Origin of the sequence: Cognataquiflexum rubidum, from assembly GCF_022538115.1 — a bacterium.
Lineage (GTDB): Bacteria > Bacteroidota > Bacteroidia > Cytophagales > Cyclobacteriaceae > Cognataquiflexum > Cognataquiflexum rubidum.
On record NZ_JAKZAL010000013.1, the window covers coordinates 46,845 to 70,591 of the forward strand.

General features: G+C 41.7%; 25 protein-coding genes and 1 tRNA gene. 17 read left to right on the forward strand and 9 right to left on the reverse strand.

The features are described from left to right. Positions 1 to 541: 541 nt before the first annotated feature. The 3 genes from MMU05_RS14380 (at position 542) to MMU05_RS14390 (ending at position 3,888) form a co-directional block, all read left to right on the forward strand. The gene (locus tag MMU05_RS14380) at positions 542 to 2,938 is read left to right on the forward strand and encodes an FtsX-like permease family protein (RefSeq protein WP_241142378.1); all 2,397 of its coding nucleotides are present in this window, start codon (positions 542 to 544) and stop codon (positions 2,936 to 2,938) included. A 277-nt stretch (positions 2,939 to 3,215) separates the two neighbouring features. After that, complete coding sequence (locus MMU05_RS14385; RefSeq protein WP_241142379.1) at positions 3,216 to 3,431, forward strand: hypothetical protein; 216 nt, start codon at positions 3,216 to 3,218, stop codon at positions 3,429 to 3,431. Continuing rightward, positions 3,412 to 3,888, forward strand: coding sequence for a DUF6036 family nucleotidyltransferase (locus MMU05_RS14390; RefSeq protein WP_241142380.1), 477 nt, complete (start codon positions 3,412 to 3,414; stop codon positions 3,886 to 3,888). Before MMU05_RS14385 ends, MMU05_RS14390 begins: the two co-directional genes overlap by 20 nt. Positions 3,889 to 3,971: 83 nt before the next feature. Here the strand turns inward: MMU05_RS14390 and MMU05_RS14395 are convergent, their stop codons facing one another. Further along, positions 3,972 to 4,649 carry a hypothetical protein gene (locus MMU05_RS14395; protein ID WP_241142381.1) on the reverse strand — a complete coding sequence of 226 codons (678 nt, stop codon included), beginning with the start codon at positions 4,647 to 4,649 and terminating at the stop codon, positions 3,972 to 3,974. Between the two features lie 1,099 nt (positions 4,650 to 5,748). On the opposite strand from MMU05_RS14395, the gene MMU05_RS14400 reads away from it, so the two are divergent. The 4 genes from MMU05_RS14400 (at position 5,749) to MMU05_RS14415 (ending at position 9,227) form a co-directional block, all read left to right on the forward strand. Further along, positions 5,749 to 6,423: an ABC transporter ATP-binding protein gene (locus tag MMU05_RS14400; protein ID WP_241142382.1), complete on the forward strand. Its 675-nt coding sequence runs from the start codon at positions 5,749 to 5,751 to the stop codon at positions 6,421 to 6,423. Position 6,424: 1 nt separating this feature from the next. After that, entirely contained in the window at positions 6,425 to 7,756 is a 1,332-nt protein-coding gene (locus MMU05_RS14405; protein WP_241142383.1) for a TolC family protein, read from the forward strand. A 124-nt stretch (positions 7,757 to 7,880) separates the two neighbouring features. After that, positions 7,881 to 8,546, forward strand: a complete 666-nt coding sequence (locus MMU05_RS14410; protein WP_241142384.1) for an NAD(P)-dependent oxidoreductase — start codon at positions 7,881 to 7,883, stop codon at positions 8,544 to 8,546. 3 nt (positions 8,547 to 8,549) lie between these two features. Continuing rightward, positions 8,550 to 9,227, forward strand: coding sequence for a hypothetical protein (locus tag MMU05_RS14415; protein WP_241142385.1), 678 nt, complete (start codon positions 8,550 to 8,552; stop codon positions 9,225 to 9,227). Between the two features lie 53 nt (positions 9,228 to 9,280). Here the strand turns inward: MMU05_RS14415 and MMU05_RS14420 are convergent, their stop codons facing one another. The 3 genes from MMU05_RS14420 to MMU05_RS14430 form a co-directional block, all read right to left on the reverse strand. Next, positions 9,281 to 9,811: a hypothetical protein gene (locus tag MMU05_RS14420; RefSeq protein ID WP_241142386.1), complete on the reverse strand. Its 531-nt coding sequence runs from the start codon at positions 9,809 to 9,811 to the stop codon at positions 9,281 to 9,283. A 170-nt stretch (positions 9,812 to 9,981) separates the two neighbouring features. Next, on the reverse strand, positions 9,982 to 11,007 hold the full coding sequence (locus MMU05_RS14425; RefSeq protein WP_241142476.1) for an LLM class flavin-dependent oxidoreductase: 1,026 nt from the start codon (positions 11,005 to 11,007) through the stop codon (positions 9,982 to 9,984). A 30-nt stretch (positions 11,008 to 11,037) separates the two neighbouring features. Continuing rightward, entirely contained in the window at positions 11,038 to 12,000 is a 963-nt protein-coding gene (locus MMU05_RS14430) for a calcium/sodium antiporter (RefSeq protein ID WP_241142387.1), read from the reverse strand. Positions 12,001 to 12,142: 142 nt separating this feature from the next. Here MMU05_RS14430 and MMU05_RS14435 point away from each other — a divergent pair, with 142 nt between their 5' ends. Further along, positions 12,143 to 12,499, forward strand: coding sequence for a hypothetical protein (locus MMU05_RS14435; RefSeq protein WP_241142388.1), 357 nt, complete (start codon positions 12,143 to 12,145; stop codon positions 12,497 to 12,499). A 124-nt stretch (positions 12,500 to 12,623) separates the two neighbouring features. Continuing rightward, entirely contained in the window at positions 12,624 to 13,151 is a 528-nt protein-coding gene (locus MMU05_RS14440) for a hypothetical protein (protein ID WP_241142389.1), read from the forward strand. Positions 13,152 to 13,207: 56 nt separating this feature from the next. Here the strand turns inward: MMU05_RS14440 and MMU05_RS14445 are convergent, their stop codons facing one another. The 3 genes from MMU05_RS14445 to MMU05_RS14455 all read right to left on the reverse strand — a co-directional run bounded on the left by MMU05_RS14445 (position 13,208) and on the right by MMU05_RS14455 (position 15,974). Then, a complete protein-coding gene (locus MMU05_RS14445) occupies positions 13,208 to 14,149 on the reverse strand; it encodes a DMT family transporter (RefSeq protein ID WP_241142390.1) in 942 nt (313 codons plus the stop codon). Between the two features lie 84 nt (positions 14,150 to 14,233). Then, complete coding sequence (locus tag MMU05_RS14450; protein ID WP_241142391.1) at positions 14,234 to 15,352, reverse strand: site-2 protease family protein; 1,119 nt, start codon at positions 15,350 to 15,352, stop codon at positions 14,234 to 14,236. Next, complete coding sequence (locus tag MMU05_RS14455) at positions 15,342 to 15,974, reverse strand: HAD family hydrolase (protein ID WP_241142392.1); 633 nt, start codon at positions 15,972 to 15,974, stop codon at positions 15,342 to 15,344. Before MMU05_RS14455 ends, MMU05_RS14450 begins: the two co-directional genes overlap by 11 nt. Before the next feature lie 419 nt (positions 15,975 to 16,393). Between MMU05_RS14455 and MMU05_RS14460 the strand changes: the two genes are divergently transcribed. Together MMU05_RS14460 and MMU05_RS23155 are read left to right on the forward strand one after the other, a co-directional pair. Next, a tRNA-Ile gene (locus MMU05_RS14460) sits at positions 16,394 to 16,467 on the forward strand. A 40-nt stretch (positions 16,468 to 16,507) separates the two neighbouring features. Beyond that, positions 16,508 to 16,810, forward strand: coding sequence for a GIY-YIG nuclease family protein (locus tag MMU05_RS23155; protein ID WP_418884472.1), 303 nt, complete (start codon positions 16,508 to 16,510; stop codon positions 16,808 to 16,810). 161 nt (positions 16,811 to 16,971) lie between these two features. On the opposite strand, the gene mnmA is transcribed toward MMU05_RS23155, so the two are convergent. Together mnmA and MMU05_RS14470 are read right to left on the reverse strand one after the other, a co-directional pair. After that, positions 16,972 to 18,183, reverse strand: a complete 1,212-nt coding sequence (gene mnmA / locus MMU05_RS14465) for a tRNA 2-thiouridine(34) synthase MnmA (RefSeq protein WP_241142393.1) — start codon at positions 18,181 to 18,183, stop codon at positions 16,972 to 16,974. A 93-nt stretch (positions 18,184 to 18,276) separates the two neighbouring features. Continuing rightward, on the reverse strand, positions 18,277 to 19,014 hold the full coding sequence (locus tag MMU05_RS14470; RefSeq protein ID WP_241125900.1) for an NYN domain-containing protein: 738 nt from the start codon (positions 19,012 to 19,014) through the stop codon (positions 18,277 to 18,279). A gap of 168 nt (positions 19,015 to 19,182) precedes the next feature. Between MMU05_RS14470 and MMU05_RS14475 the strand changes: the two genes are divergently transcribed. From MMU05_RS14475 to MMU05_RS14500, 6 genes are all read left to right on the forward strand, one after another. Beyond that, positions 19,183 to 20,274 (forward strand): 6-phosphofructokinase, encoded by a 1,092-nt coding sequence (locus tag MMU05_RS14475; RefSeq protein WP_241142394.1) that lies wholly within the window; start codon positions 19,183 to 19,185, stop codon positions 20,272 to 20,274. A gap of 12 nt (positions 20,275 to 20,286) precedes the next feature. Continuing rightward, positions 20,287 to 20,730 (forward strand): DinB family protein, encoded by a 444-nt coding sequence (locus MMU05_RS14480; RefSeq protein ID WP_241142395.1) that lies wholly within the window; start codon positions 20,287 to 20,289, stop codon positions 20,728 to 20,730. 52 nt (positions 20,731 to 20,782) lie between these two features. Beyond that, entirely contained in the window at positions 20,783 to 21,331 is a 549-nt protein-coding gene (locus tag MMU05_RS14485; RefSeq protein ID WP_241142396.1) for an NADPH-dependent FMN reductase, read from the forward strand. Positions 21,332 to 21,391: 60 nt separating this feature from the next. After that, complete coding sequence (locus MMU05_RS14490; protein WP_262917681.1) at positions 21,392 to 21,790, forward strand: nucleotidyltransferase substrate binding protein; 399 nt, start codon at positions 21,392 to 21,394, stop codon at positions 21,788 to 21,790. Next, complete coding sequence (locus MMU05_RS14495; RefSeq protein ID WP_241142398.1) at positions 21,783 to 22,109, forward strand: nucleotidyltransferase family protein; 327 nt, start codon at positions 21,783 to 21,785, stop codon at positions 22,107 to 22,109. Before MMU05_RS14490 ends, MMU05_RS14495 begins: the two co-directional genes overlap by 8 nt. Before the next feature lie 135 nt (positions 22,110 to 22,244). Beyond that, a complete protein-coding gene (locus MMU05_RS14500) occupies positions 22,245 to 23,687 on the forward strand; it encodes a sulfatase family protein (RefSeq protein WP_241142399.1) in 1,443 nt (480 codons plus the stop codon). Positions 23,688 to 23,747 lie beyond the last annotated feature (60 nt).

Sequence of the window (23,747 nt, forward strand, 5' to 3'; positions counted from 1 at the left end):
GAAATAACGAAGATTTGACCTTTGGCATGTTTTTGGGCTTAGTGGATTCAGGCAACCACACAAACGGTTTTAATTTTCCTGAATCCTAAACCAACTATTTTCAAGGACAATTAGAATGGATGTTTTGGGCCAAGGTTTTCCGCCTCACAAACCGAAACGTTCTTTCCATCGAGGTATTTTAGTTTAGTTATATAGAGCAAGGTCAGGATTTTGTCCCGGCCTTGCTTTTTTTTGCCCGTAGGCGAACAATAATGTCCGTGATTTTATGGATTTTCACCTCCAATCAGCGATTATTGTGTGTTTTGGCTGTTTTTGGATTGGCATGGAAGTGGGACTGAAGTTAGGAGGTTAGGAAGGATGGAAGTAGGGAAGTATGGAATACGATTTACGAGGCAAATCAAGGATTGAATGTTATGGCTTACATCCTGCGTTTTTTCTAAATGATAAGGCAAAGTCTTGCTTCTCGGCTCTCGGTTCTTGTTTTACGCTTCTCGGTTCTCGCTTCTTGTGTCTCACGTCTCAAATCTCACATCTAAATAATATGTGGAAAAACTACTTTAAAGTCTCCTTCAGAAACCTGTCCAAGCGGAAGCTGTATACAGGAATCAATATCCTTGGCCTGACGATTGCCATTGTCAGCTTTTTGGCAATATCGCTTTATATCTACCACGAGTTGAGCTATGACAAGATGTACACCGACTCGGAAAGGATCTACAAGTTCAACCAGGAATTTGTCTCCGGCGGTGAAAGCCAATTGGTAGGGACGACGCCGTCGCTGCTCGTTCCCACGTTGATGCAAGAAGTGCCTGAAGTCGAAGTCGGGACTTTGGTATTTGACCTGAGCATTTTTTCGTCAGTTATGGTGGATGCAGGAGAGGGAAATCAAGCGGAAACCAAATTTGCTTTTGCGGATCAGAATTTCTTTAAAGTCTTTGATTTTGAGATGATCACAGGCAATCCCGTCCTTGTTTTGACCGAACCCAATCAGATTGTTCTGACCGAAAGCACGGCAAAAAGGTATTTTAGAAATGCCCCTGAGGCCAATGGCAAAACACTGAAAATTGATGGGAAGGAATACCTTGTCACAGGAGTCATGCAGGATTTCCCTTCCAACAGCCATTTGGATTTTGACTTTATTGCCTCTTTTGCCACACACCGACATGGGAAAAATCCCGAATGGTCACCGTCTAATTATTATTCGTATGCGAAACTGACTCCTGATGCCGACTTACCGGCCTTGACCGGTAAACTGGATCAGATGGTCGAAAAATACATGGGTGAGGACATGAACAATTATGGCTTCAAGACCTCCTTTTTGTTCCAACCTGTCACTTCCATCCACCTTGGGGACAACCAACTCCAAACTGTCAAACCAACTTCCGATATCCGGCAGCTCTATATTTTCGGCCTCGTGGCCGTTTTGTTGATTTTCATCGGAATCATCAATTATGTCAACCTTGCAACTGCAGAAGCCACCGAGAGAAACAAGGAAGTGGGATTGAGAAAGGTCATGGGCGCTGGAAGGATGCAGCTTTTTGGACAGTTTATATCTGAGTCCTTTATTCTGACCTTTTCCGGCCTGATGTTTAGTCTATTGGTTTTGTATTTTCTTGCCCAACCATTTGAAAACTTCTCCGGCGTTCCCCTTCAATTGGATCTTTTGGTTTCTCCTGTCGGAATTGTAGCGGTTTTTGGACTCCTGTTGCTGATCGGATTTTTGTCGGGGATTTATCCTGCCTTGATCCTGTCTGGGATGGAACCGCTGCGTGCCCTTGGCAAAAACATCAAAATCGGGGGAGGGACTTGGCTTCGCAAAGGCCTTGTCGTATTCCAGTTTTTTGTATCTATAGGTTTGTTGGTGGCGACTCTGATCGTGCAGCAGCAATTGGACTACATGCGTGAAGTCAACCTTGGTTATGACAGGGAGCAAGTAGTAGCATTGACCTATCACTACAATATGCGGGAAACTGTAGGAACCCTCAAAAGCGAACTCCTGAGATCCGGCGCGGCACAATCCGTGACTTTGGCCGCCGACATGCCGATCTACATCAAGGCAGGATACAAGATCTTTCCTGGGTTTGACAACGGGAAAGAACTGATGATTACAGGCTATAATGCTGATCCGGATTTGGTCAAAACTTTGGGACTGAAGATTGTAATAGGGGAGGATTTTTCTCAAAATGAAATCACAAGGTCTGTCGCCTATGAAGAAAACATAGAACATGCTGTCATGCTCAACGAATCTGCAGTCAAATCCCTCGGTTGGACCAATGAGGAAGCAGTGGGCAAAAAACTGAATTTCGGTTCTCCCGCCTTCGTCAAGTCCGTGGTCGGAGATTTCTACTTCAATTCCCTTCACCATCAGGTGGGGCCTTTGGCCATCATGGTCAATCCAAATGAAGCCAATGTGATTTTGGCAAAACTTCCGAAGGGAAATCCTGCTGAGCATTTGGCCAAAATGGAAGGAATATGGAAAAACTTGGCTCCTGACAGGCCTTTCAATTACAAATTTGTCGATCAGGAATATGCGCGCATGTACAGCTCAGAAGAAAAGACCGGGACCATCTTCAGCCTTTTTGCAGGGATAGCCATTTTTATTGCCTGTATGGGATTGTTTGGTTTGGTTTCCTATGTGGCCTTGAGAAGAACAAGGGAAATCAGCATCCGCAAAGTCTTAGGCGCGACTTCAGGAGATGTCCTGAAAGTGCTTTCTGCGGACTTCTTCACGTTGTTGGGAATATCCTCAGTCTTGGCAGTAGGTTTTGGATTATGGTTTTCCAAGCAGTGGCTGGAGGGATTTGCCTACAAAACACAGATTTCTCCTTTGGTCTATGTTGCCGCAATTTTGGTGGTGGCGCTGATTTCCTTTTTGACCATCGGCTACCGCACCCTCAAAGTCAATCTCCAAAATCCGGCGAAGACGCTTAAGGACGAATAAGAACCGAGAGAAGGAAGCTTGGAAGTCGGGAAGGAAGGAAGTCGGGAAGTTAGAATGTTGAATGAAAGGACGGAAGAAAGAAGACGAAAAAAAAGCTCCCTTGTCATTTTGAACGTAGAGAGAAATCTTAAAAATGAATCTCGCAAAGACTCAAAGGCGCAAAAAAATCAACCTCTTACTACTTGCCTTTCACCTCTCACTCCTCCTTTTTTAAAGCTCACCGAATATTTGCTCGTCTTTAATTGATTATATTGCAGATGATTTTAATTGGGTCTCTATGAAAATGGATAAAAAAGCCTTCGTTATTCAGAGTTTTGAAGAAGCTGCAGACCATCAGAAACATTATGGAAATATGCCTGAGGATGAAAAGAAGGATCTGTTTTTCAAACTGATGCAGGCGGCTTATGGATTTGTGGGCAATGATTGGCCCAAGATGGATAAGAGTCATTTTGAAGTAAAAACATTGATTAAAAATGAAGGAAATAAGCCTTAATGTATTTAATGATGACTTCAAAGATTTTATTGAAAGCCTCAGCAAATTTCAAGTTGAATATATTTTGATTGGTGGATACGCGGTAATTTTACATGGCTATAATAGAACTACAGGAGATTTGGATATTTGGGTTAATCCGACCGAAACTAACTATGGGAAACTGATAAAGGCATTTTCATACTTTGGATTTCCTACAGAGGCCATTGACCTGAACAGGTTTTTGAAGGTTGGAAATTACAATGTTTTTACTTTTGGAAGGCCTCCTATGGCCATTGATATAGTGACCAAAATCCAAGGGGTAGAATTTTCCGAAGCAATCCCTAATGTTAAGGATGTTGAGATTCAAGGGATTATTGTAAGGCTTTTGGGTTTCTCAGACCTTGTTAAAACAAAGAAAGCTACCGGGAGATATAAAGATTTGGATGATTTGGAAAATTTAGATTTGGATAAATTTTAAACCAGGTTTTTAAATTTTTCTTTTCAAGTCAACATCAATCGCTGTTTAAACTTTACAAGATTATCCCAAATTAAAAAGAGGAATTAATCCTCCTCTTCTTCCTCCCTTTCCTCATATTCCCCTTCAAATTCATCCGCTATCAGATCATCTTGACTCAACCAATATTCGGAAGTCAGGATTTTGAAGTTTGTTCCGTCTGTTGTCTGCATATCCCACAGAATGGACTCCGCTTCGGGGAAAGGAGCATTTCCTGTCATTTTATCTCCAAAGAGTCTTTTGATTAGGTTGCTGTCTGAAAGGCCCTTGTCCAATAACTTGAGCATGCCTTCTTTGGTCATTTCCACCTTCCCGGTTTTATCAAGCGGGGTCAGGGTACATTCAAACTGACTGGCTTTGATATTTGGGAACTTCCCGTTGAAGGCTTTGTTTAGGAGTTGGTTGACATGGAAAAGTGTAGCGTGCAGGCTGATTTCGGGATATTCCTCTGCGATCTTGTCTAAGAGCATGTCGTTGGATATCTGTTCGATTTGACCTTTGGACAAGTCTTCGCTCAGTTTGTAGCTCAAGACAATAGCCGCAGCTTCATTGGGTTCATAATCAATAATGGCCATCATTAACAATTCCCGCAATGAATCTTCTTCTGCACTCTCGGCATCGGGAAAACCGAAAAGGTCTAAAAGTTGGATATAATCCGCTGTGGACCAATAATCCTTGACCTGATCCAATGTTTTGAAGGAAGTAATTTTAATCTGAAATTTCATATTTTTTGACTTTGGTATAAGTTAGGTGGTATTGTCGGAGATGTAAGGGAATATCTCATAAATCGTTTTTTTAACCGCAATGGACTCAGTTATCCTGCTTCTCGGTTATCCTGCTTCTCCGGAAGCTGGATATACTATTTTTTTACCGCAAAGGACGGAAAGGTTTCGCCATGGGCGCAATGAGGATTATTTAATTTACCACTGAGCCCGCAGAGGGCACAGAGAAAAATCGTTAAATTTTCTCCCGCAGATATCATAGAAGGACGCAGAACTTTCAAGGCCGTCAGTTATCCTGCTTATCTGGAAGCTGGATACACTATTTTATACCGCAATGGACGGTAAGGTTTAGCAAAGGGCGCAATGAGGATTATTTACTTTACCACTGAGCCCGCAGAGGGCACAGAGAAAAATCGTTTAATTATCTCCCGCAGATATCATAGAAGGACGCAGAACTTTCAAGGTCGTCAGTTATCCTGCTTCTCGGTTATCCTGCTTATCCGGAAGCTGGATACAGTATTTTTATACCGCAATGGACGGTAAGATTTTGCAAAGGGCGCAAAGGGTGAGACCCTTTATTTTCTTTGTTTCTTTTGTGGTTTAATTTTCTCCCGCAGATATCGCAGATTGACGCAGAAGACTTCTCCGCCAATGTTTGTATCACCAAAAAGATTTGTCAAACACGCCTTTTTCTTTGAAGCTTTGTGTAAGATATTTTTTCTTTTACCGCAATGGACGGTGAGGTTTCGCAAAGGGCGCAGAGCGTTTAATCCTTTGTTTTCTTTGTCTCTTTTGTGGTTTAATATTCTCTCCCAAATATCGTAGGTTGACGTGGAAGACTCCTTATCGTCCGTCAGCGAACAAAAATGTTCGATACTTCAAACCGAATTCTTTCAAAAAACGCCCTTATTCGAACAATATTGGGCTTTTTTTATGGCATAGGATTGGGATGGTTAAATTGACCGATGTCAGATGTGCGATGCTTAATTCATCGGTCATCGGTCAAAAACCACAAAATCTAAGTCTCACCCCGGTAGTTTTGGGGAATCATGTCTTAAGTCTCAAATCTCAAGTCTCAAATCTCATATCTCACGTCTTACCAATGATTCAGCTTAACCAAATTGACAAATTCATCGAATCGCGATTTCAGCGGGTTTTTATATTGAAAGGAATTGACCTGACCATCGAGCAGGGGGAATTTCTCACCCTCATGGGACCCTCAGGTGTGGGCAAATCAACTTTGCTCAACATCATCGGATTGTTGGATGAGGATTATGAAGGGAAATATTCCTTTGATGGGAAGTCTATCAATAACATGAAATCCAAGGAAAGGTCTGCTTTGCACAAGTCTGAGTTTGGATACATATTTCAGGCCTACCACCTGATCGACGAACTGACGGTTTATGAAAATATCGAAACCCCTTTGCTTTACAGGAATGTGTCAGGCGGAGAGCGGAAGAGCATCATCGCTGATCTTTTGGACAGGTTCAATATGGTAGCCAAGAAGGACCTGTTCCCCGAGCAACTATCTGGTGGACAGCAGCAGTTGGTCGGAATAGCAAGGGCGATAGCAGGGAGACCAAGGGTACTGTTGGCCGATGAACCGACAGGAAACCTCCATTCTGCACAGGCAAAAGAGATCATGGAAGTTTTCAAGGAACTGAACAAAGAAGGAACTACCATCATCCAAGCCACTCATGCGCGCGAAAATGCAGATTACGGAACACGCCTGATTGAAATGTTGGACGGAAAAATTGACAAAGACATTGCCATATAATATGAATAAGATACTCATTACCGCTTTGATTTTGATGGCTTTCATTTCTGAATTGAAAGCGCAGGATACCCTGAAACTCAATTTCCGGGAAGCGGTCAACATCGGTTTGCAGCAAAACCTCGCTTACAAACAGCGTACAAACGAACAGGACGTGTTGAAAAGGGAAAAACAGGCCGCACAGCTCGCCCATCTTCCCAACCTCAATATTGGCAACAGTGGATTCAGACAAACCGGCCAACAATACCAACAAGTCGAGGACCAATTGATCGTGACCAATGTGTCCAACAACATCATTACCTCTAACCTCAATACCTCCATGCCGATTTACAATGGCGGCAGGAGAATCAACAATACCCAAGCAACGAGATTCTTCGAGGAGGCTGGTGAAAACAGCCTCGAAAGGTCTGCACAGGAAGTTATGTTTAACATCGGCAGGCAATACCTGCAGGTATTGTTGGATCAGGAGTTATATAGAATCGCCTTGGAAAACCTTGAAAACCAAAAGAAGCAGCTCGAGCAGATAGAAGGCTTTGTCGAGGCTGGATTGAGGACATTGTCTGACCAATATAACCAGCAATCAGAAGTGGCAAGGTTGGAAACCGTGGCCCTGAACGCCAAAATACAATGGGAAACCGATGCCTGGACTTTGGCAGAGACCCTCCAACTCGGGCCAAATGTCATCCCTCAACTTGAGGCCGTGAGCCTCAGCCCCGGACAAAGTGAGTATCTGAACATGTCTGTGGAGGAACTATATACCATTGCTTTGGAAAACAGAAAAGACTTCAAGCAGCAACAGCTGCTTGAATCAGGCAATAAAAAACTCCTCGCTGTTTCTAGGTCATTCATGTATCCGCAAGTCAATGCTTTTTTCAATTACAGTACTTTCTTTACTTCATTGGATGATAGGAGTATTTCTGAACAGCTTTGGCAGGTCTATCCACAGCAGACCATCGGCTTGTCGCTGAATATTCCGATTTTCAATAATTTCAATAATAAACTCACCGTTACACGCAGCAAGGTAGAGTACTACAACCAACAGCTTGAAAAAACGGCTTTGGAGAGAAGGATTTCTCAGGAAATCAAATTGGCTTACGAAAATTACAAAGCCAGTATCAAAAGGGAAGAAGCCACCAAGTTACAGCTTACTGCGGCGGAAGAAGCGCAGAAAGCCATTTCTGAGCGTTTCAGGCTTGGGGTAAGCAACTTTGTCGACCTTGCCACTGCTAACCAACAGCTTGTCGCCGGGCAATCGGATTATGTCCAAGCTTTGTACACGCTATTCTTCCAGGAGGTGATTTTGAATTATCAGTTGGGGGTATTGGCGGTGGATTAAAAAAAGCAGAATCCTTTGTCAAAGTTTTATGGAAGTTGATCATCAAATTTATTCATAAATCCATGCAACTTTTTATAAGAAAAAAGTATCTGTTTAACTGGAGCTTTTTTCTGTTTTTAAATTCATGGAACCTATCAAGAGGATTTTATTATTAGGTGCTACTGGGCGTACAGGCCATGAAGTGTTGCAGCAGGCTTTGGAAAAAGGGTATCATGTGAATGCCTTGGTCAGGGACGGTAAGAAAATTCAGTTGGAGGATCCGGGACTTCAGGTATTTGAAGGAGATACCAGAATACCGAGGGATTTGAATTTTGCGATTGAAAACTGTCAGGCGGTGATCAGTTGCCTGAATATTTCACGCAAATCGGATTTCCCTTGGTCACCTTTACAGACACCTGAGGATTTTTTGTCCATGACGATGAAAACCCTCATTAAAGTTTGTCATGATCGGAACATCAAAAGACTCGTTTTTACCTCCGCATGGGGAGTGGGGGACAGCAGGCCGTTTATTCCGGGATGGTTTGCATGGCTGATTGACAACAGCAACCTTTCTGCCGCTTACCTCGAGCATGAAAGACAGGAGGCTTTGGTGCGTAATTCGGGTTTGGATTGGACTATTGTCCGGCCGGTCGGACTGACCAACAGCCAAAAACCAAAAGTGGCCAAGGCGATTTTGGATCATAGCCGCAAACCCTCCCTAACCATCTCCCGCAAGGCCACAGCCGGTTTTTTGGTTGATATTTTGGGACATAAAAATTTTATTCAAAAGGTTCCTGTTCTATATTCCTGATCGATGAAAAAGACAAATATCCTGTTTGCTGTTTTTGCAGCGGTATTGTTGCTGACCCGATTCTATGGACTTGAGATGGAAGACGGGGAGAGGTTTATCCGTGTGATCGGTTGGATGGATTTCCTTTGGCTTGCAATCGGTTGGGTATTGGCAAATTTTCAAATTCAGGCAGGCCTTCCGGAGATTTTTGGAGATGGAGAAGCAAGGAACAAATGGTTTTTACCTTTTTTGGTGGGAATGGGATTTGCTGTGTTAGACGTAGTGGCAATAGAATTCATTCTCACCAATGAACCGCACCAAACTTTGCCACCCTATACCCAACCCTTTCCCTATTCCATTTTTCTTTATTTCGCCGGCGGGCTTTACATGGAATTGTTTTACAAACTCATTCCCCTGACAGTTTTGCTGTTGGTGTTTGAAAAATTTCTCCAAGGAAATCTAAAGAAATACCTCACTTACTTCATCATTTTCCTGCTTTCCATTTGGGAACCGATTTCCCAATTACCGTCGGATCCGATGTGGTTTGTGGTGTATGCCTTTGCCTTCGGTTTTGCCTTCAATTTCCTCCAAATCTATTTTTTCAGGAAAATGGGTTGGCTGTATTCGGTATTGTGTCGCATGGGTCTGTATTTGGTCTGGCATGTGGCATTGGGTATTTGGATTGAGTTCTGGGTGCTTTAGAAGGCCGAGGAACTTGGATTGAAGTGCATTGGTAGCGGCTATGAACCGTGGACCTATTGCGTTATTTTTAGTCTCCCTTTTTCGGAAAAGTATAAGGCATCCCCCATATTATGGGCTTCGAAATTGACTGACACTTGGTTTTCTGAAGCAGAGTTGGAAAAAACCCTCCAAATCGATTTTGGCAGATGGGGTCCGATGAAAAACCCCAACATGCTTCCCCAAATTGTCCCGACTATGATTCCTGAGGAATATGAAAAAAGTATACTGCTGTTTTCATTTTTTTCGGATACCAGCAACACCAAACCTACAACTACAATAGAAAACAGCAATCCGCCGATGGCTCCGAATTTAAGCCCTTTCAGTGTTTCTTTCATAAACTCATTCCCTGAGGGATGGTGGTTTTTGGTTGGTTTCGGGACTAGATTACCCATGTCCGGCGGATAGATTTCGATCTCATCAAGTTCGTAACCACGCTCCAAAACCAATGAAATGGTTTCTTTTGAATCTTGGTGGTCCTTAAAGGTCCCAAAAAGCGATCCTGAGGGGATGGCTCTTGGTCCTACATTATTTGTATCATTATTCATTGTCATGCAAGTTTGTTCCTTCTTATGTGCAGAAGAAGTAAATCTTGCATTTAAATGATAGAGTATTTTATACGGAGATGACTTTAAATTACGGAATTCACTGTTCAGGGAAGGAATAGCATCTACAAAAAAATTGCTTGATGATGTCTTCCATCCTTTAAAAAGTCAGTTTACTGATTCACCAAAGGTTTCACCTTAGTTCCGATAATCTCGATTGCTTTGATCAATTGTGCATGGGTAAGGTTGGCATTGTCCATTTGGAAAGAAAGCCTGGACAAGCCACCCAATGATTCACTGTGGCGAAGGATTTTTTCGGCCACTTCTTCGGGGTTTCCTACGAGGTAAGCGCCTCTTTCTCCCCTTTGGGCTTCAAACCTGCTAAAAGTCACCGGCGGCCAACCCCGTTCTTTTCCGATTCTGGTGAAAGTTTCCGCATATCCGGGATAATATTCTGCGATTGCTTTTTCCGTGGTATCCGAAACATATCCCAAAGAATGGAGACCGACTTTGAGCTTGTCGGGGCTGTGGCCTGCCCTTCTTCCGGCTTCCCGGTAGAGATCTATCAAGGGACTGAACCTGTGGGTTTCTCCGCCAATCACCGCCACCATCAACGGAAGACCCAATGTACCTGCTCTGACAAAAGACTCCGGTGTGCCGCCCACACCCAACCAAATAGGAAAAGGATCCTGTAATGGTCTTGGGTAAATAGCTTGATGGTGCAAAGCAGGCCGGAATTTTCCCGACCAAGTCACGAACTCATTGTCTCGGATTTGGAGAAGGAGTTCTAATTTTTCAGAAAAAAGAGCATCGTAATCATGAAGACTCAAGCCAAATAGTGGAAATGCTTCTGTGAATGATCCTCTTCCCACGACCATTTCCGCCCTGCCTTTTGAAATCAGGTCAAGGGTAGCAAAATTTTGAAATACCCGGACTGGATCTGCCGCACTGAGTACCGTGACTGCACTGGTAAGTTTGATGTTTTTTGTTTGCGAAGCCGCCGCAGCCAGAATCATGGCAGGGGCGGAGTCCAGAAACTCCTTTCTATGGTGTTCGCCGATTCCAAATACATCCAATCCCACCTGATCGGCAAGTTGGATCCTTTCGAGCAATTCAGTCAAAGCCTGCATACTGTTCTTAGTCTGATCCGCACCTTCACCGATCGCTGCCGCCGCAAAACTGTCAATTCCTATTTCCATCATCAAAATCCTTATTTGAAAGAAATCAATTTACCATTCCATAATCAATGCTGTCAAGTACACAACGTATAATCCCAACATGACGCCACCTTCCCATCTTTCGAGTTTTCTTCCTTTGCCTGTAAATAGAAAGAGAAACAACAGCAAGCCTGCAAGGATGTTCATGTAAATATCAACAAAGTTTGGTTCGGAGATGGCCACGGGATTCACTATAGAGGATATACCCAACACAAAAAATATGTTGAAAATATTCGATCCCACAACGTTTCCGATGGCAATGTCCACTTTCTTTTTTCTTACTGCGGCTATTGATGTAGCGAGTTCAGGTAGGGAAGTTCCGATGGATACAATGGTCAGACCGATCAATCTTTGCGACAAACCAAATTCCACTGCAAGAGATACTGCATTGTCTACGATCAGTTTTCCACCCAAAACAAGACCCGCAAGACCGATGATAATCCAAAGTATAGCACTTCCCGTGGTGAATTTGCTTATTTCCAGAGATTCAGATATGCCACCCGGCTGTTTGGAAACCATGATATTATACACCAGAAAAACACTAAAAAACAAGAGCAGGATTATGCCATCTCCAAATGAAATCAGATTTGTAGCCCCTTCATTGAATAAGAAATCATTGGCAACAATCAATACTACCAATGCAGCCAAGAAGCTGAGCGGAATTTCAATCCAAGTGGTATTGGATTTGACGGTCAAAGGGTAGACGATGGCAGAAATTCCCAGAATCCCTAAAACATTGAAAATGTTACTTCCCAATACATTACCCATGACCATTTCTGAGGAACCGTTTACCGCAGCAAAAACGTTGACCACCAGTTCAGGTGCAGAAGTTCCAAATGCCACCACAGTAAGGCCGATGACAATATTGGGAATCCCAAAATTTGCGGCAAGACCGGAGGCTGCTTCGACAAGTTTATCAGCCCCATAGATCAGGACCACGAATCCAATCAATAACAAGACAATAGAGAGTACCATAGGGTTAAATTTTGCCGAAAGATATGCGGTATTTGGGGTAAGTTTCTTTTCCAAAATGATTTATTTTTTAATCCAATAAATTAGAAGGTTATTTGTGGGGTCAAAATAGTAATTGCATGTTTTGATTCAATTTAGGGGATTCATGAAAATCCGGATTAAGAAATTCATTTCACTCTTTTTGGTTGCCATTATCGGGTTTACCGGCATTGGTGGCACTTATTTTTTTGAAGATGTTGCTAAGTTTCAAGGTAAGGAGACCAATATAGTTTCCTATTCAGATTTGATCCCTGCTTTTGACCAAGGGCTTGAGTTTGGTTCATCCAATATCATTGTGCCGGGATTCAAAGTTTTGGATACGGTTTTTGATTTGGTCAATGAGCCTTCTGATTTTTTGTTTACCCTTGCTGAAAGCGGTGCTTTAAAAGTCAATTGGCTGGAAAAGAGCCACCGTTTTTTTTGTATTCACACCCTATTATACCCCTTCCACTATTTCTGGTAATCTTTTTTAACCGGTATTTCTTTTTCCTAGTGGATTGAAATCAAATCCAACTCTGATTTGTACACCCTACAGATCAGGTTTGTCTCTATTCTTTTATTTCTTCTTACCATAAATAACAAAAAATATGTTTGACATTGAACCAGTTACCTTGGTCCTTTCCTTGGTTATTATTGCCTTAATTACATCGCCTTTTGTGATTTACAAAAGAAAGCAATCCCACAAAATCAAAGCCCAAAAGCTTTTCATGGAACAAATGGAAAGTGGCTCCAATCTTAAATTTGACCATGCTGACAGTTGGAGAGACCTTTACTATATAGGTCTTGATACGGGTAAAAAAGCGTTGGTCTATGTAAAATTCGAACCCGAAAAAACAGCCCATCAAATAGACCTTTCTTGGGCAACTGATATCCAGTTGGTTAAAATCGAAAGGGCTGTAGAAATTGATGGTAAGCCGGCCAATGTAATTGACAGACTGTCCTTGAAAATCGAAATTTCTAATGAGAAAAAAGGGGCAAAAATCCTTGAATTTTATGATTGTGATCAATTTTCTGACAATATGGGAGAATGGCCTTTGATCCAAAAGTGGGAAAAATTGCTAAAACCAATTGTCAAAAGCAATCAAATCCATCATAAGAAAGGTGTTTTAAATTAATTCCAACCCAGAATGATAATGCCAATAGCCACGGATGTCGGTTATTGGCATTTTTTTTAAATCATGGGTCCGGCTTTCTGCTTTGTTCCCAAAGTTAGCAATATGATGGTTACCAAAATAAAAACTGTCCCCAGCCAATCCATAGGCCCAAAGGGTACATTTAACCAAACTACTGCCACTGCAGCAGCTGAAAGGGGTTCTACAGAACAAAGCAAACTAGCCGTTTGGGCACCGATGATGGTCACTGAGGTGAGAAAAATGTAAAAGGCGATAACACTTCCAAACAATACGATATAGGCAAAGGCAGTCCATGTGCCGGCATCCCATGTTCCGTGAAAGTCCCAAGGCTTGCTGACAAAGGAGAAAGCGATTCCACCGATCAGCATTCCCCAACCCGTAACAGTCGCAGCGGAATATTTCCGGAGTAGGCGGACCGGTTGGATAGTGTAAAAAGCCAAAGCAAAGGCGGAAAGAATTCCCCAAAATAAAGCCTTTTCGGAGATAACCAGCTGTCTGAAACTTCCGTGCGTGACAAGCAGAAAAGTGCCTGCAAGTGCAAAAAACAGGGAAGCATATTCCACCATTATTGGCCATCTCCGGTTATGGATGGCGTAAAAAGCAACTACAATCAAGGGACCAATGTACTGTAATACAGTGGCTGTGGCGGCATTGGAAAGGTTGATGCTGTAGAAATAGGTGTATTGGACGGCGACCATACCAAAGATGCTGAAGAACAACAATTGGATGGCGTCCTTTGGAGTTTTCCAGATTTTGAAAGCATCGGAATTTTTTCTGGTAATGGTGAAAGTCGTCAGAATAATTCCTGCCAACAGCAATCTCCAACAGACAAGCCAAGCAGGATTGATTCCTTTTTGTTCGAATAGGTATTGCGCACAGGTACCTGAAACACCCCAAAATACCGCCGCAGCAAGGGCCATGGCAAAACCTTTTATTGTTTTTTGGGTAACAAAACTCGCTGACAAAGAGGGTGAAATCATAAGGAAGGCTGAAAGCCAAATTTACAGAATGAAAAAGTGATTTGGTACCGCTCAAAAAAGAAAACAAGGAAAATTATTTGGTATTTAACTGATCTGAAATGGCTGGGGAGTGAAGCATACCAAGAAGATAATGATGCTGATCCAACCTAGGATTTTTCTGTTCCTATCCAAGTGTTTAAAACCTGAAACTTCCGGATGCTCGAGTCCCATTACCCGCCCCAAAAGAAACGCAAACAACAACCATCCACTGTATCCCTGCAATGTCGGGAAAACATAAACTAAGGCATACTGGACAGAAGCAATCACCAAAATCACCATCCATTTTGTCTGTGTGTCCATTATCCTGGAACGGCTGAAGCAGAAATATAGAAATCCTATATATAGAGGAATATTGATAAGGAGCCTGTCAATACTATGATAAGGATTGATCGATCCTAGCCCTGCGTAGAATACAAAGGCAATGTAAAAAACCAATGAAATCTGCTTGTGATACTTTGGGGAAAGTCCGAAAACCACATGTCCTCCATCCAATTGTCCTATAGGCAAGAGATTCAAGGCTGTAAAAAACAAGGCTAAGTACCCAGCAAATATGTAAGGAAAATGGATGATTTCTGACATATTGGGCATTTTATCAGGTTCTGCCAAAAGTTTCTCCATCCCGTAAAATAACAGGTTATATCCCATCTCAATATTGAGATAACCTTCTTCGGCACTGTGTCCTTTGAAGTCTGGGTCAAGGTATTCGGGATGAATCTGATAAATATAATCCGCCTCAGGAAGATGTGTAAATCCATACCAAAGCACTCCAAAAGCGATAATAAATCCTGCAAGGGGCCCAGCCACGCCAATGTCAAAATACTTTTTACGGCTGTTGATATAGCTTTTCAATTTGATGATGGCGCCGAAAGTACCGATCGATGGTGCACCCAAAAAACCCAACCAACCGGGAATGAAAAACGGCATGGATGTTTTTACTTTATAATGTAATGAAGTAAACAAATGCCCCAATTCGTGTACAAGCAAAATTCCCAGAAACGGTACCGAAAAATGAAGTGATTTTAAGAAATATTCCCAAGTCAAAAAATATTCCCCATCCGCTAATATTGATTTCCCATATAACCATTCTGCCCCGGCCAATGTGGTGGCAATAAGTGTTAGGATAAAAAGTGAAATGTGGATCAGGTATTCTTTTTTAGTATACATTCTCAAAGAATTGGATTAATGCTCTTTCGTGGGTGATGTGGTATGTTTGTAGCCCAACTCTTTTTGCACCTTCTAAGTTTGCGTTTAAATCATCAAAAAACAGGACCCGCTCGGGGTCAATTTGGATTTCATTCAATACTGCTTTATAAATAGCCTCATCAGGTTTGGCCAAGCCCATTTGGTGGCTTAAAAAAATCCTGTCACAAAGATCATAAATTGATTTTTCACCTGTTTGGTCTACAAGAAGTTCATCAAACTTCTCGATGTGTATTTCATTGGTGTTACTTAGAACGGCCGTCCCAAAATTCATCCTTAGTTTTTTCAACAGCTCAATTCTCTCCAATGGTATATCTTTTAGAAGACTGTTCCAGACATGGTCAATCTGTGCATCAGTCCATTCTTCCTGATAAAGATTCCTTACTTCGTCTCTGAATTGGGCAGAACTGATCAAACCTTTCTCATAATCTTTGTGAAAAGTGGAAGGAAAAAATCTGTCTGTCAAGGAATGTTTGGCTTCAGGAAGGATTTTTTTCAACTCATTGATACTGAAACTATAATCAATATCAATGATTACATTGCCTAAATCGAAGATCAAAAAATCGATATTCTCAAGTTTTTTCATTTGCACTCAGGTTGTAAAATTAAAACCAAATATGTAACATTGCACTCCCATTTGCAAGGCAGTTTTCAAAAAACGTGTGCAGATATCGGGCCTATAGCTCATTCGGTTAGAGCAACTGACTCTCCCGATAGATATCGGGACAGTAGGTGCAGAAAGAATAGAAATAAATTGGGCCTATAGCTCATTCGGTTAGAGCAACTGACTCTCCCGATAGATATCGGGACAGTAGGTGCAGAAAGAATAGAAATAAATTGGGCCTATAGCTCATTCGGTTAGAGCAACTGACTCTCCCGATAGATATCGGGACAGTAGGTGCAGAAAGAATAGAAATAAATTGGGCCTATAGCTCATTCGGTTAGAGCAACTGACTCTCCCGATAGATATCGGGACAGTAGGTGCAGAAAGAATAGAAATAAATTGGGCCTATAGCTCATTCGGTTAGAGCAACTGACTCATAATCAGTAGGTGCTTGGTTCGATTCCAAGTGGGCCCACAGACCGCTTAGAAATCTAAGCGGTTTTTTGTTTTTGAAAATGGATAGTTTTTTTGTTTACATTCTATACTCGAAAAGTCTTGGCAGGTTCTACACCGGTTTGACTACACTATCCATCGAAGAAAGACTTGAAAACCATATCCATAAAAAATATGGAAATCTAAATTTTACTCAAAAAGCAGAAGATTGGGAGATGTTTCATTTTATCCAATGCAATGATTTCTCACAGGCAAGGAAAATCGAAATTCATATCAAAAAAATGAAGTCCAAAATTTATATCCAAAACCTTAAATCATATCCCGAACTGGTGAGTAAATTACTAACAAAATTTACGAGCAACTGACTCCCCTCCCGATAGTTATCGGGACTTCGGGGCAGTAGGTGCTTGCCCGCGATAGCTATCGGGGCGATTCCAAGTGGGCCCACAAAAAAGCCACTCAAAACAAATGAGTGGCTTTTTTAATGATCCTACAATAAAGGAGTTTTATTTTTTTCTAATTGAAATCAGAATATCACCCCCGAACCAACACTTTCATTGCCATCATACCAAGCTACAAACTGACCGGAGGCAACCCCCCGTTGTGCCTCGTCAAATAGGATATACAACCCATTTTCCTTCATCAAATAAGTTGCCCATGACAGCGGCTGACGATATCTAATCCTGGAAAGGTATCTTCTGGATTCGCCAACTTCCATTTTAAGGTCTTCCCTGATCCAATGGATGTCATTTTTTGGTACAAAAAGTCCATATCTGTTTAATCCAAGATGGTCTTCTCCCAGGCCCGTATAGATTACATTTGCCTTGGTATCTGTTGCGATCACAAAAAGAGGCTTTCCTGTTCCTCCCACTTGGAGTCCTTTTCTCTGTCCCACTGTAAAGTAATGTGCACCGTTATGGTCGCCGATTTTCTTTCCGTCAGTTTCATTGTATTTGATGGGAAGACAAATGGAATCCAAAGTCTCCATATCAAAATCTTCCTGCTCGATTCCGGCAGGGATTCTTTTATTACTGTAAATGGGAAGATCTTCCGGAATCACTACAATAGCTCCTTTTTTTGGTTGGAGCTGCTGTTGCAAAAAGTCGGGAAGCCGCACTTTTCCTATAAAGCAGAGTCCCTGACTGTCTTTTTTGTCTGCAGTGATTAGGTCTTGTTCCTTGGCAATTTTCCTGACTTCGGATTTTTGAAGATGTCCGATTGGAAACAAAGCTTTTGAAAGCTGTTCCTGATTGAGTTGGCAGAGGAAGTAACTTTGGTCTTTGCCATTGTCGGCACCTGCAAGCAAGCGGTAAACCGGTTTTCCCTCTACTATAATTTCATCTTTTTGACAATAATGTCCTGTTGCTACAAAATCTGCTTTGAGCTTTTGGGCGGCTTTTAGAAAAATGTCGAATTTGATTTCTCTGTTGCAAAGGATGTCGGGATTCGGAGTTCTGCCCGCTTCATATTCGGCAAACATATAATCCACAATCCGGTCTTTGTATTCTTCGCTGAGGTCGATTGCTTGAAAAGGAATGCCCAACTTTTGGGCCACAAGCATGGCGTCTGTGCTGTCTTCCATCCAAGGGCATTCGTTGGAAATGGTGACAGATTCATCGTGCCAGTTTTTCATAAACATGCCGATGACTTCGTAGCCTTGTTCTTTGAGGAGGTATGCAGCGACGGATGAATCCACTCCGCCTGATAGTCCGACGACTACCCTTTTTTTGTTTTCCATTGTTTTGAAATTATTCATGGGTTCAAGGTCCATGAGGTTTCACATAAAGATCCAACATCATTCTGTTGGATTTTGGTTCGCAAATTTAATCTATCAGGACTTATTTCTTACATAAATCAGCTTTGTCTTTCCTTTGATGTTTTCACGGTGGTCGATTTCAAAGGCAGGAATGGATTTGATCAAAGGGGTGAGTTTTTGGAATCCATAGTTTCTTGCATCGAAATTCGGCTGTTTTTTCTGCAGCAAATTTCCCACATCGCCCAAAAACGCCCATCCTTCATCATCTGCCAAATCCGAGATGGTGGCAGCTATCAGTCTGATGATTTTTGCATTGATCTTGTCCACCTGAGGTGCAGGGGTTGTTTTGTCTTTTTGATCAATGGGTTCTTCTGTTTGTTTTTGGAGGATTTCCAAATAAATAAATTTGTCACAGGCAACAATGAAAGGATCGGGGGTTTTCTTTTCTCCCATCCCGATGACCATCATTCCGGCTTCTCTCAGTCTCGTGGCCAATTTGGTAAAGTCGCTGTCACTGGACACGATGCAAAATCCATTGACTTTTTCCGAATAAAGTATATCCATCGCATCGATGATCATGGCAGAATCCGTGGCATTTTTGCCGGAAGTATAGCCATATTGCTGCATGGGGTTGATGGCATTTTCGAGCAGGACGTTTTTCCATTTTCCCAATTGAGGTTTGGTCCAGTCGCCATAGATCCGCTTGATGGTGGGATTGCCATATTTGGCTATTTCTTCCATCATTTCCTTGACTTGTCCCGCCGGAACATTGTCCGCATCGATGAGTACGGCTATTTTGATATCGGTTTGCATACTGCTAGGTTAGAATTAAAACAATGTTATTGGTATAATAAATGTATGAAAATCAGCCGGGTTTATCGGGTTTCTTTTGCAGTGGTAAAGAATTACTTAATCGCCAATCCTGATTTAAGGAGGTAATTTTGTAAGTTGCATCAGTCAAATCAAGTATTTTAGCATATTATGAAAAAACTTTTAATAGCTACCGGAGGGGGAGATTGCCCCGGGTTGAATGCAGTGATCAGAGGGATCTGCAAAAGAGCCAAAAAAGAAAAAGATTGGGAAGTATATGGAAGTAGGGAGGCTTTTAACGGCGTGTATTCTGATCCTCCCGAAATAATCAAACTCACAAAGAAGAAAATCGCAGGCATTCATGTGAAGGGAGGCACCATCCTGAAAACCACCAATAAAGCTGATCCTTTGCATTTTCCTGTCAAAGATGAACACGGCAATGTCAAATTTGTAGACAGAACCAATGTTTTGGCTGAAAGGATCAAAGAACTTGGTTTTGATGCTGTTATCAATATCGGGGGAGATGGTTCACAGAAGATTTCCCAGGCACTTTTCAACCATGGGCTCAACATAGTGGGTGTTCCGAAAACCATCGACAATGACCTTTCTGCTACTGATATGACCTTTGGTTTTCAGACAGCCGTGCAGATTGCTTCCGATAGTTTGGATAAGTTGGTGACAACAGCGGAAAGCCATCATAGGGTGATGATTATGGAAGTCATGGGAAGGGATGCCGGTTGGATTGCTTTGCATACGGCTATTTCGGGCGGGGCAGAGATTTGTCTGATTCCGGAGATTCCTTATGATATCAAGAAATTGGTGGAAAAAATCCAATCCCGATATGATAAAGGAAGAGGATTTGTCATCATTGTTATTGCCGAAGGGGCAAAAGCAAAAGAAGGAACCATAGTGTCGCATGCCGGAGATGAAGGTTCCCGGCATGTAAGATTGGGAGGAGTAGCTTATCAGTTGACCCATCAGCTCAAAGATGCCGGTATCACCGCCGAAATCAGGGAAACAGTATTGGGGCACGTCCAAAGAGGAGGAACACCTTCAGCCTTTGACCGGGTTTTGGCTTCCCTGTTTGGTGTAAAAGCTTTTGAAATGGTCGCCAATGGTGAATTTGGGAAAATGGTTTCTTTCAAAAACAACGATTTCGTAGCTGTACCCTTAGAGGAAGCAACTAAGGATTATAATTTTGTAAGAAAAGACAGTTTTATTGTCAAAGGAGCAAAAGACCTCGGTATTACATTTGGAGACTAAACAAAATATAACATGAAAGCTGTACTTATCCATCTATTTGACCGTGATTTGAGGAATTTGAAAAAAGAACTGAACGCCTACTCATTTGAGGAGAATATCTGGAAAGTTTCAGGGAATATCAGCAATTCAACAGGTACTTTAGTACTTCATTTGGTAGGAAATCTCAATCATTTTATCGGGACAGTGATGGGTAACTCGGGTTATGTGAGAGACCGGGAAGCTGAATTTGAACGGAGAAATGTACCGAAGCAAGAGATGTTGGATCAAATTGATAGCACCATTGAGGTGGTGATGAAAGCCATATTGGAGTTTCCCGAAGATAGGTTTTCTAATACCTACCCCCACCTTGTTTTCAATGAACCGATGACTTATGAATACTTCATGTTTCATTTGGTGAGCCACTTAAATTATCATTTGGGACAGGTCAATTACCACAGAAGGTTATTGGACAATTGATTGATAGGAGTGTTTTTAAATTATTTATTTTCAATGTTTTAAACTGTTTTTGATGAAGAAAATTGTCATTATTTCGGGGAGCCCCAGGAATGGTTCTATTTCCAATAGAATAGCCGTGAACTTATCAAAAAGGTTGGAAAAGGAGGGAAATCACCGTATAGACTTGATTGACATGAAGGAATCATTTATGCCACCGATCCAAAAAGTGTGGCAATCAAAGGATGATGTTCCTGCCGAATACCTGAATCTGTTTACAAAAATGGATGAGGCAGATGGATTTATAATCGTTTCACCGGAATACAATGGTGGCTATTCTTCTGTGATGAAAAATTTCCTTGACTATTTTTCAAAACCTATTTTTAAGCAAAAAGCTTTTGGAATCGTCACCGGATCAACAGGCCTGATGGGAGGGATGCGTGCTGCACAACAGCTTGTCCAATTGTCGGTTGCACTATTTGGGATTGTTTCCCCGACATTGTTGGTCACCCCTCAGATGGACAAAAAGTTTGATGAAAAAGGAGAACTATTGGATGCATCATTTGAAAAGCCCATTGAGAGATTTCTGGAAGATTATTTTTGGTTGGTAGAAAGGTTAAAATAAGGAATGTTGCAAGGATTTGCCAAAAATTGTGAGTTCATAAAATAAAGAATGATGGATAACATGGATATACGGTGGAAGCAGCGGTTTCAAAATTTTGAAAAAGCGATGGGTTATTTAGAGCAGGCGCTCCAAATTCCAAATCCTGATATTGTTCAAAAAGCCGGTATTATCCAATTTTTTGAGATGAGTTTTGAACTTGCCTGGAATATGGTAAAAGACTATTTAGAGGATCAGGGTTTTGTAGATATCAAATCTCCAAGAGGAGCTTTGAAAAAAGCTTTCGAAATGAATATTCTAGAAAACGGACATGATTGGATGGATCTGTTACAAGATAGAAATCTTACAGCGCACACTTATGATGAACAAAAGGCAACTGAAATGGAGCGTTTGATTCAAAAAAAGTATTTTCCTATTTTGAAGGCTTTGCAACTTAGCTTTAAGCAGAAATCAAATGAATAAGTTTGGCCTTTTGGAAAGAGACATCGAAGAAATTTTTTCTGTTTTGGAGAAGTTTTCCAAAATAGAAAAAGCGATTGTTTTTGGGAGTAGGGCAAAAGGGAATTACAAGAATGGCAGTGATGTGGATATCGCCTTAAAAGGCCGGGATTTGGATTTTGAAACCATTAGCCAAGTTAGCTACTTGCTTAATGAAGAAACTCAAATGCCCTATAAATTTGATGTGCTTAACTACCACAGCATTGAAGAACCTGAGCTAAAAAACCACATTGATAGGATTGGGATTGAGTTGTTTACCGGAAAAAAATTTCAAATCTGTTAGGTTATTGAATTCCTTTTAGCAGAATTCCCCAAATTGAATTGGTTCTTTTCATTCAAACCCCACGATATTTGATTTTTCTTTTGGTACAAAAAGTACATTTTATGTAATCATTTCCCAAAAAACACTTCTTTACCCATGCGGATTTCAGCCATAAAAATCTCTTTAACAATTATTTTGATCTGTTTTTTAAGATTTGCCTGCTTGGCAATCGCTGATTTTCAGTTGAAGGAATCTGAAAAACCCAATGTCATTTTGATTTTCATTGATGATTTGGGATATGGGGATTTGGCTACATACGGTTCGGATATCTTGACGCCAAATCTTGACCAAATGGCAAAAGAAGGTGTCAAATTTACCAATTTCTATGTGGCCCAAGCTGTTTGTTCTGCTTCCAGAGCGGCTTTGTTGACCGGGACATATTCCAACAGGCTTGGGATACATGGTGCGCTTGACCATACAGCAAAGCATGGTTTGAATCCTGATGAAACCACCATCGCCGAGATGTTGAAACCTTTGGGATATCAGACAGGGATGTTTGGGAAGTGGCATTTGGGACATCATCCTGAGTTTTTGCCTACCAGTCAGGGTTTTGATGAGTATTATGGAATTCCCTACTCCAATGACATGTGGCCCAATCATCCGCAATCAAAAAATTACTATCCGCCACTCCCTTTGTACCAAAATGACAAAGTAGTGGATACGCTTTTTTCAGACCAAAGTATGTTGACGACTACGTTTACTGAGAAAGCTGTTGACTTTATTGGCCGAAATAAGGAGAATCCTTTTTTCCTTTACTTGGCGCATCCGATGCCGCATGTACCGCTTTTTGTGTCTGATAAATTCAAAGGGAAATCCCCAAAAGGGCTTTATGGAGATGTGGTGATGGAGATTGACTGGTCAGTAGGGGAAGTGATGAAAGCCCTGAGAGAGAAGGGATTGGAGGAAAATACACTAGTCATCTTTTTGTCAGACAATGGCCCTTGGCTTTCCTATTCAGGACATTCCGGTTCGGCAGGTCCGCTCAAAGAAGGCAAGGGGACATCTTGGGATGGAGGCGTCAAAGTACCTGCCATCATGAAGTGGAAAGGGCAGATTCCGGCCGGTTTGGTACAGGAAAATACCGCTATGAGTATTGATATCTTACCGACCATAGCCCAGATTACCGGAGCGGAATTGCCAAAGTTGCCTATCGACGGAAAAAGCATTTTCTCCATGCTGAGCGATGCAAAAGCAACCTCAAAGCAGGAGGCCTATTTTATTTATTACAATAGAAATGAACTTCAAGCGGTGGTCATGGGAGATTGGAAACTCTATTTCCCCCACAAATACAGAAGCATTGCTCCTGGTCAAGCTTTTAGAAATGATGGTAATCCGATTGATTATTACATGATTGAGATGAAAGAAATGGAACTTTACCATATTCCCACAGATCCATCCGAATCCAAGAATGTAATTTCCCAAAATCCGGCAATCGCTTCCAAAATGAATGAATTGGCTGAAATCGCAAGAAATGATATGGGCGATGCGCTACAAAACCGAGAAGGAAAAAACAACAGAGAACCCGGAAAAGTCAATTAGTAGCAATCAATTCAGAAAAATTTATACTTTTGATTAATTATAATCAAAGGTCTCAAGCTT

Coding starts and splice junctions, on each gene's coding strand:
- MMU05_RS23155 (WP_418884472.1), top strand. CDS start 16,508: ATGGATAGTTTTTTTGTTTACATTCTATACTCGAAAAGTCTTGGCAGG.
- MMU05_RS14425 (WP_241142476.1), bottom strand. CDS start 11,007: ATGGAAATAGGAATTGACAGTTTTGCGGCGGCAGCGATCGGTGAAGGT.
- MMU05_RS14390 (WP_241142380.1), top strand. CDS start 3,412: ATGAAGGAAATAAGCCTTAATGTATTTAATGATGACTTCAAAGATTTT.
- MMU05_RS14455 (WP_241142392.1), bottom strand. CDS start 15,974: ATGAAAAAACTTGAGAATATCGATTTTTTGATCTTCGATTTAGGCAAT.
- MMU05_RS14400 (WP_241142382.1), top strand. CDS start 5,749: ATGATTCAGCTTAACCAAATTGACAAATTCATCGAATCGCGATTTCAG.
- MMU05_RS14415 (WP_241142385.1), top strand. CDS start 8,550: ATGAAAAAGACAAATATCCTGTTTGCTGTTTTTGCAGCGGTATTGTTG.
- MMU05_RS14470 (WP_241125900.1), bottom strand. CDS start 19,014: ATGCAAACCGATATCAAAATAGCCGTACTCATCGATGCGGACAATGTT.
- MMU05_RS14435 (WP_241142388.1), top strand. CDS start 12,143: ATGAAAATCCGGATTAAGAAATTCATTTCACTCTTTTTGGTTGCCATT.
- MMU05_RS14490 (WP_262917681.1), top strand. CDS start 21,392: ATGGATATACGGTGGAAGCAGCGGTTTCAAAATTTTGAAAAAGCGATG.
- MMU05_RS14445 (WP_241142390.1), bottom strand. CDS start 14,149: ATGATTTCACCCTCTTTGTCAGCGAGTTTTGTTACCCAAAAAACAATA.
- MMU05_RS14440 (WP_241142389.1), top strand. CDS start 12,624: ATGTTTGACATTGAACCAGTTACCTTGGTCCTTTCCTTGGTTATTATT.
- MMU05_RS14395 (WP_241142381.1), bottom strand. CDS start 4,649: ATGAAATTTCAGATTAAAATTACTTCCTTCAAAACATTGGATCAGGTC.
- MMU05_RS14420 (WP_241142386.1), bottom strand. CDS start 9,811: ATGAATAATGATACAAATAATGTAGGACCAAGAGCCATCCCCTCAGGA.
- MMU05_RS14405 (WP_241142383.1), top strand. CDS start 6,425: ATGAATAAGATACTCATTACCGCTTTGATTTTGATGGCTTTCATTTCT.
- MMU05_RS14500 (WP_241142399.1), top strand. CDS start 22,245: ATGCGGATTTCAGCCATAAAAATCTCTTTAACAATTATTTTGATCTGT.
- MMU05_RS14485 (WP_241142396.1), top strand. CDS start 20,783: ATGAAGAAAATTGTCATTATTTCGGGGAGCCCCAGGAATGGTTCTATT.
- MMU05_RS14380 (WP_241142378.1), top strand. CDS start 542: ATGTGGAAAAACTACTTTAAAGTCTCCTTCAGAAACCTGTCCAAGCGG.
- MMU05_RS14430 (WP_241142387.1), bottom strand. CDS start 12,000: ATGGTACTCTCTATTGTCTTGTTATTGATTGGATTCGTGGTCCTGATC.
- MMU05_RS14495 (WP_241142398.1), top strand. CDS start 21,783: ATGAATAAGTTTGGCCTTTTGGAAAGAGACATCGAAGAAATTTTTTCT.
- MMU05_RS14480 (WP_241142395.1), top strand. CDS start 20,287: ATGAAAGCTGTACTTATCCATCTATTTGACCGTGATTTGAGGAATTTG.
- MMU05_RS14410 (WP_241142384.1), top strand. CDS start 7,881: ATGGAACCTATCAAGAGGATTTTATTATTAGGTGCTACTGGGCGTACA.
- MMU05_RS14475 (WP_241142394.1), top strand. CDS start 19,183: ATGAAAAAACTTTTAATAGCTACCGGAGGGGGAGATTGCCCCGGGTTG.
- mnmA (WP_241142393.1), bottom strand. CDS start 18,183: ATGGAAAACAAAAAAAGGGTAGTCGTCGGACTATCAGGCGGAGTGGAT.
- MMU05_RS14450 (WP_241142391.1), bottom strand. CDS start 15,352: ATGTATACTAAAAAAGAATACCTGATCCACATTTCACTTTTTATCCTA.
- MMU05_RS14385 (WP_241142379.1), top strand. CDS start 3,216: ATGAAAATGGATAAAAAAGCCTTCGTTATTCAGAGTTTTGAAGAAGCT.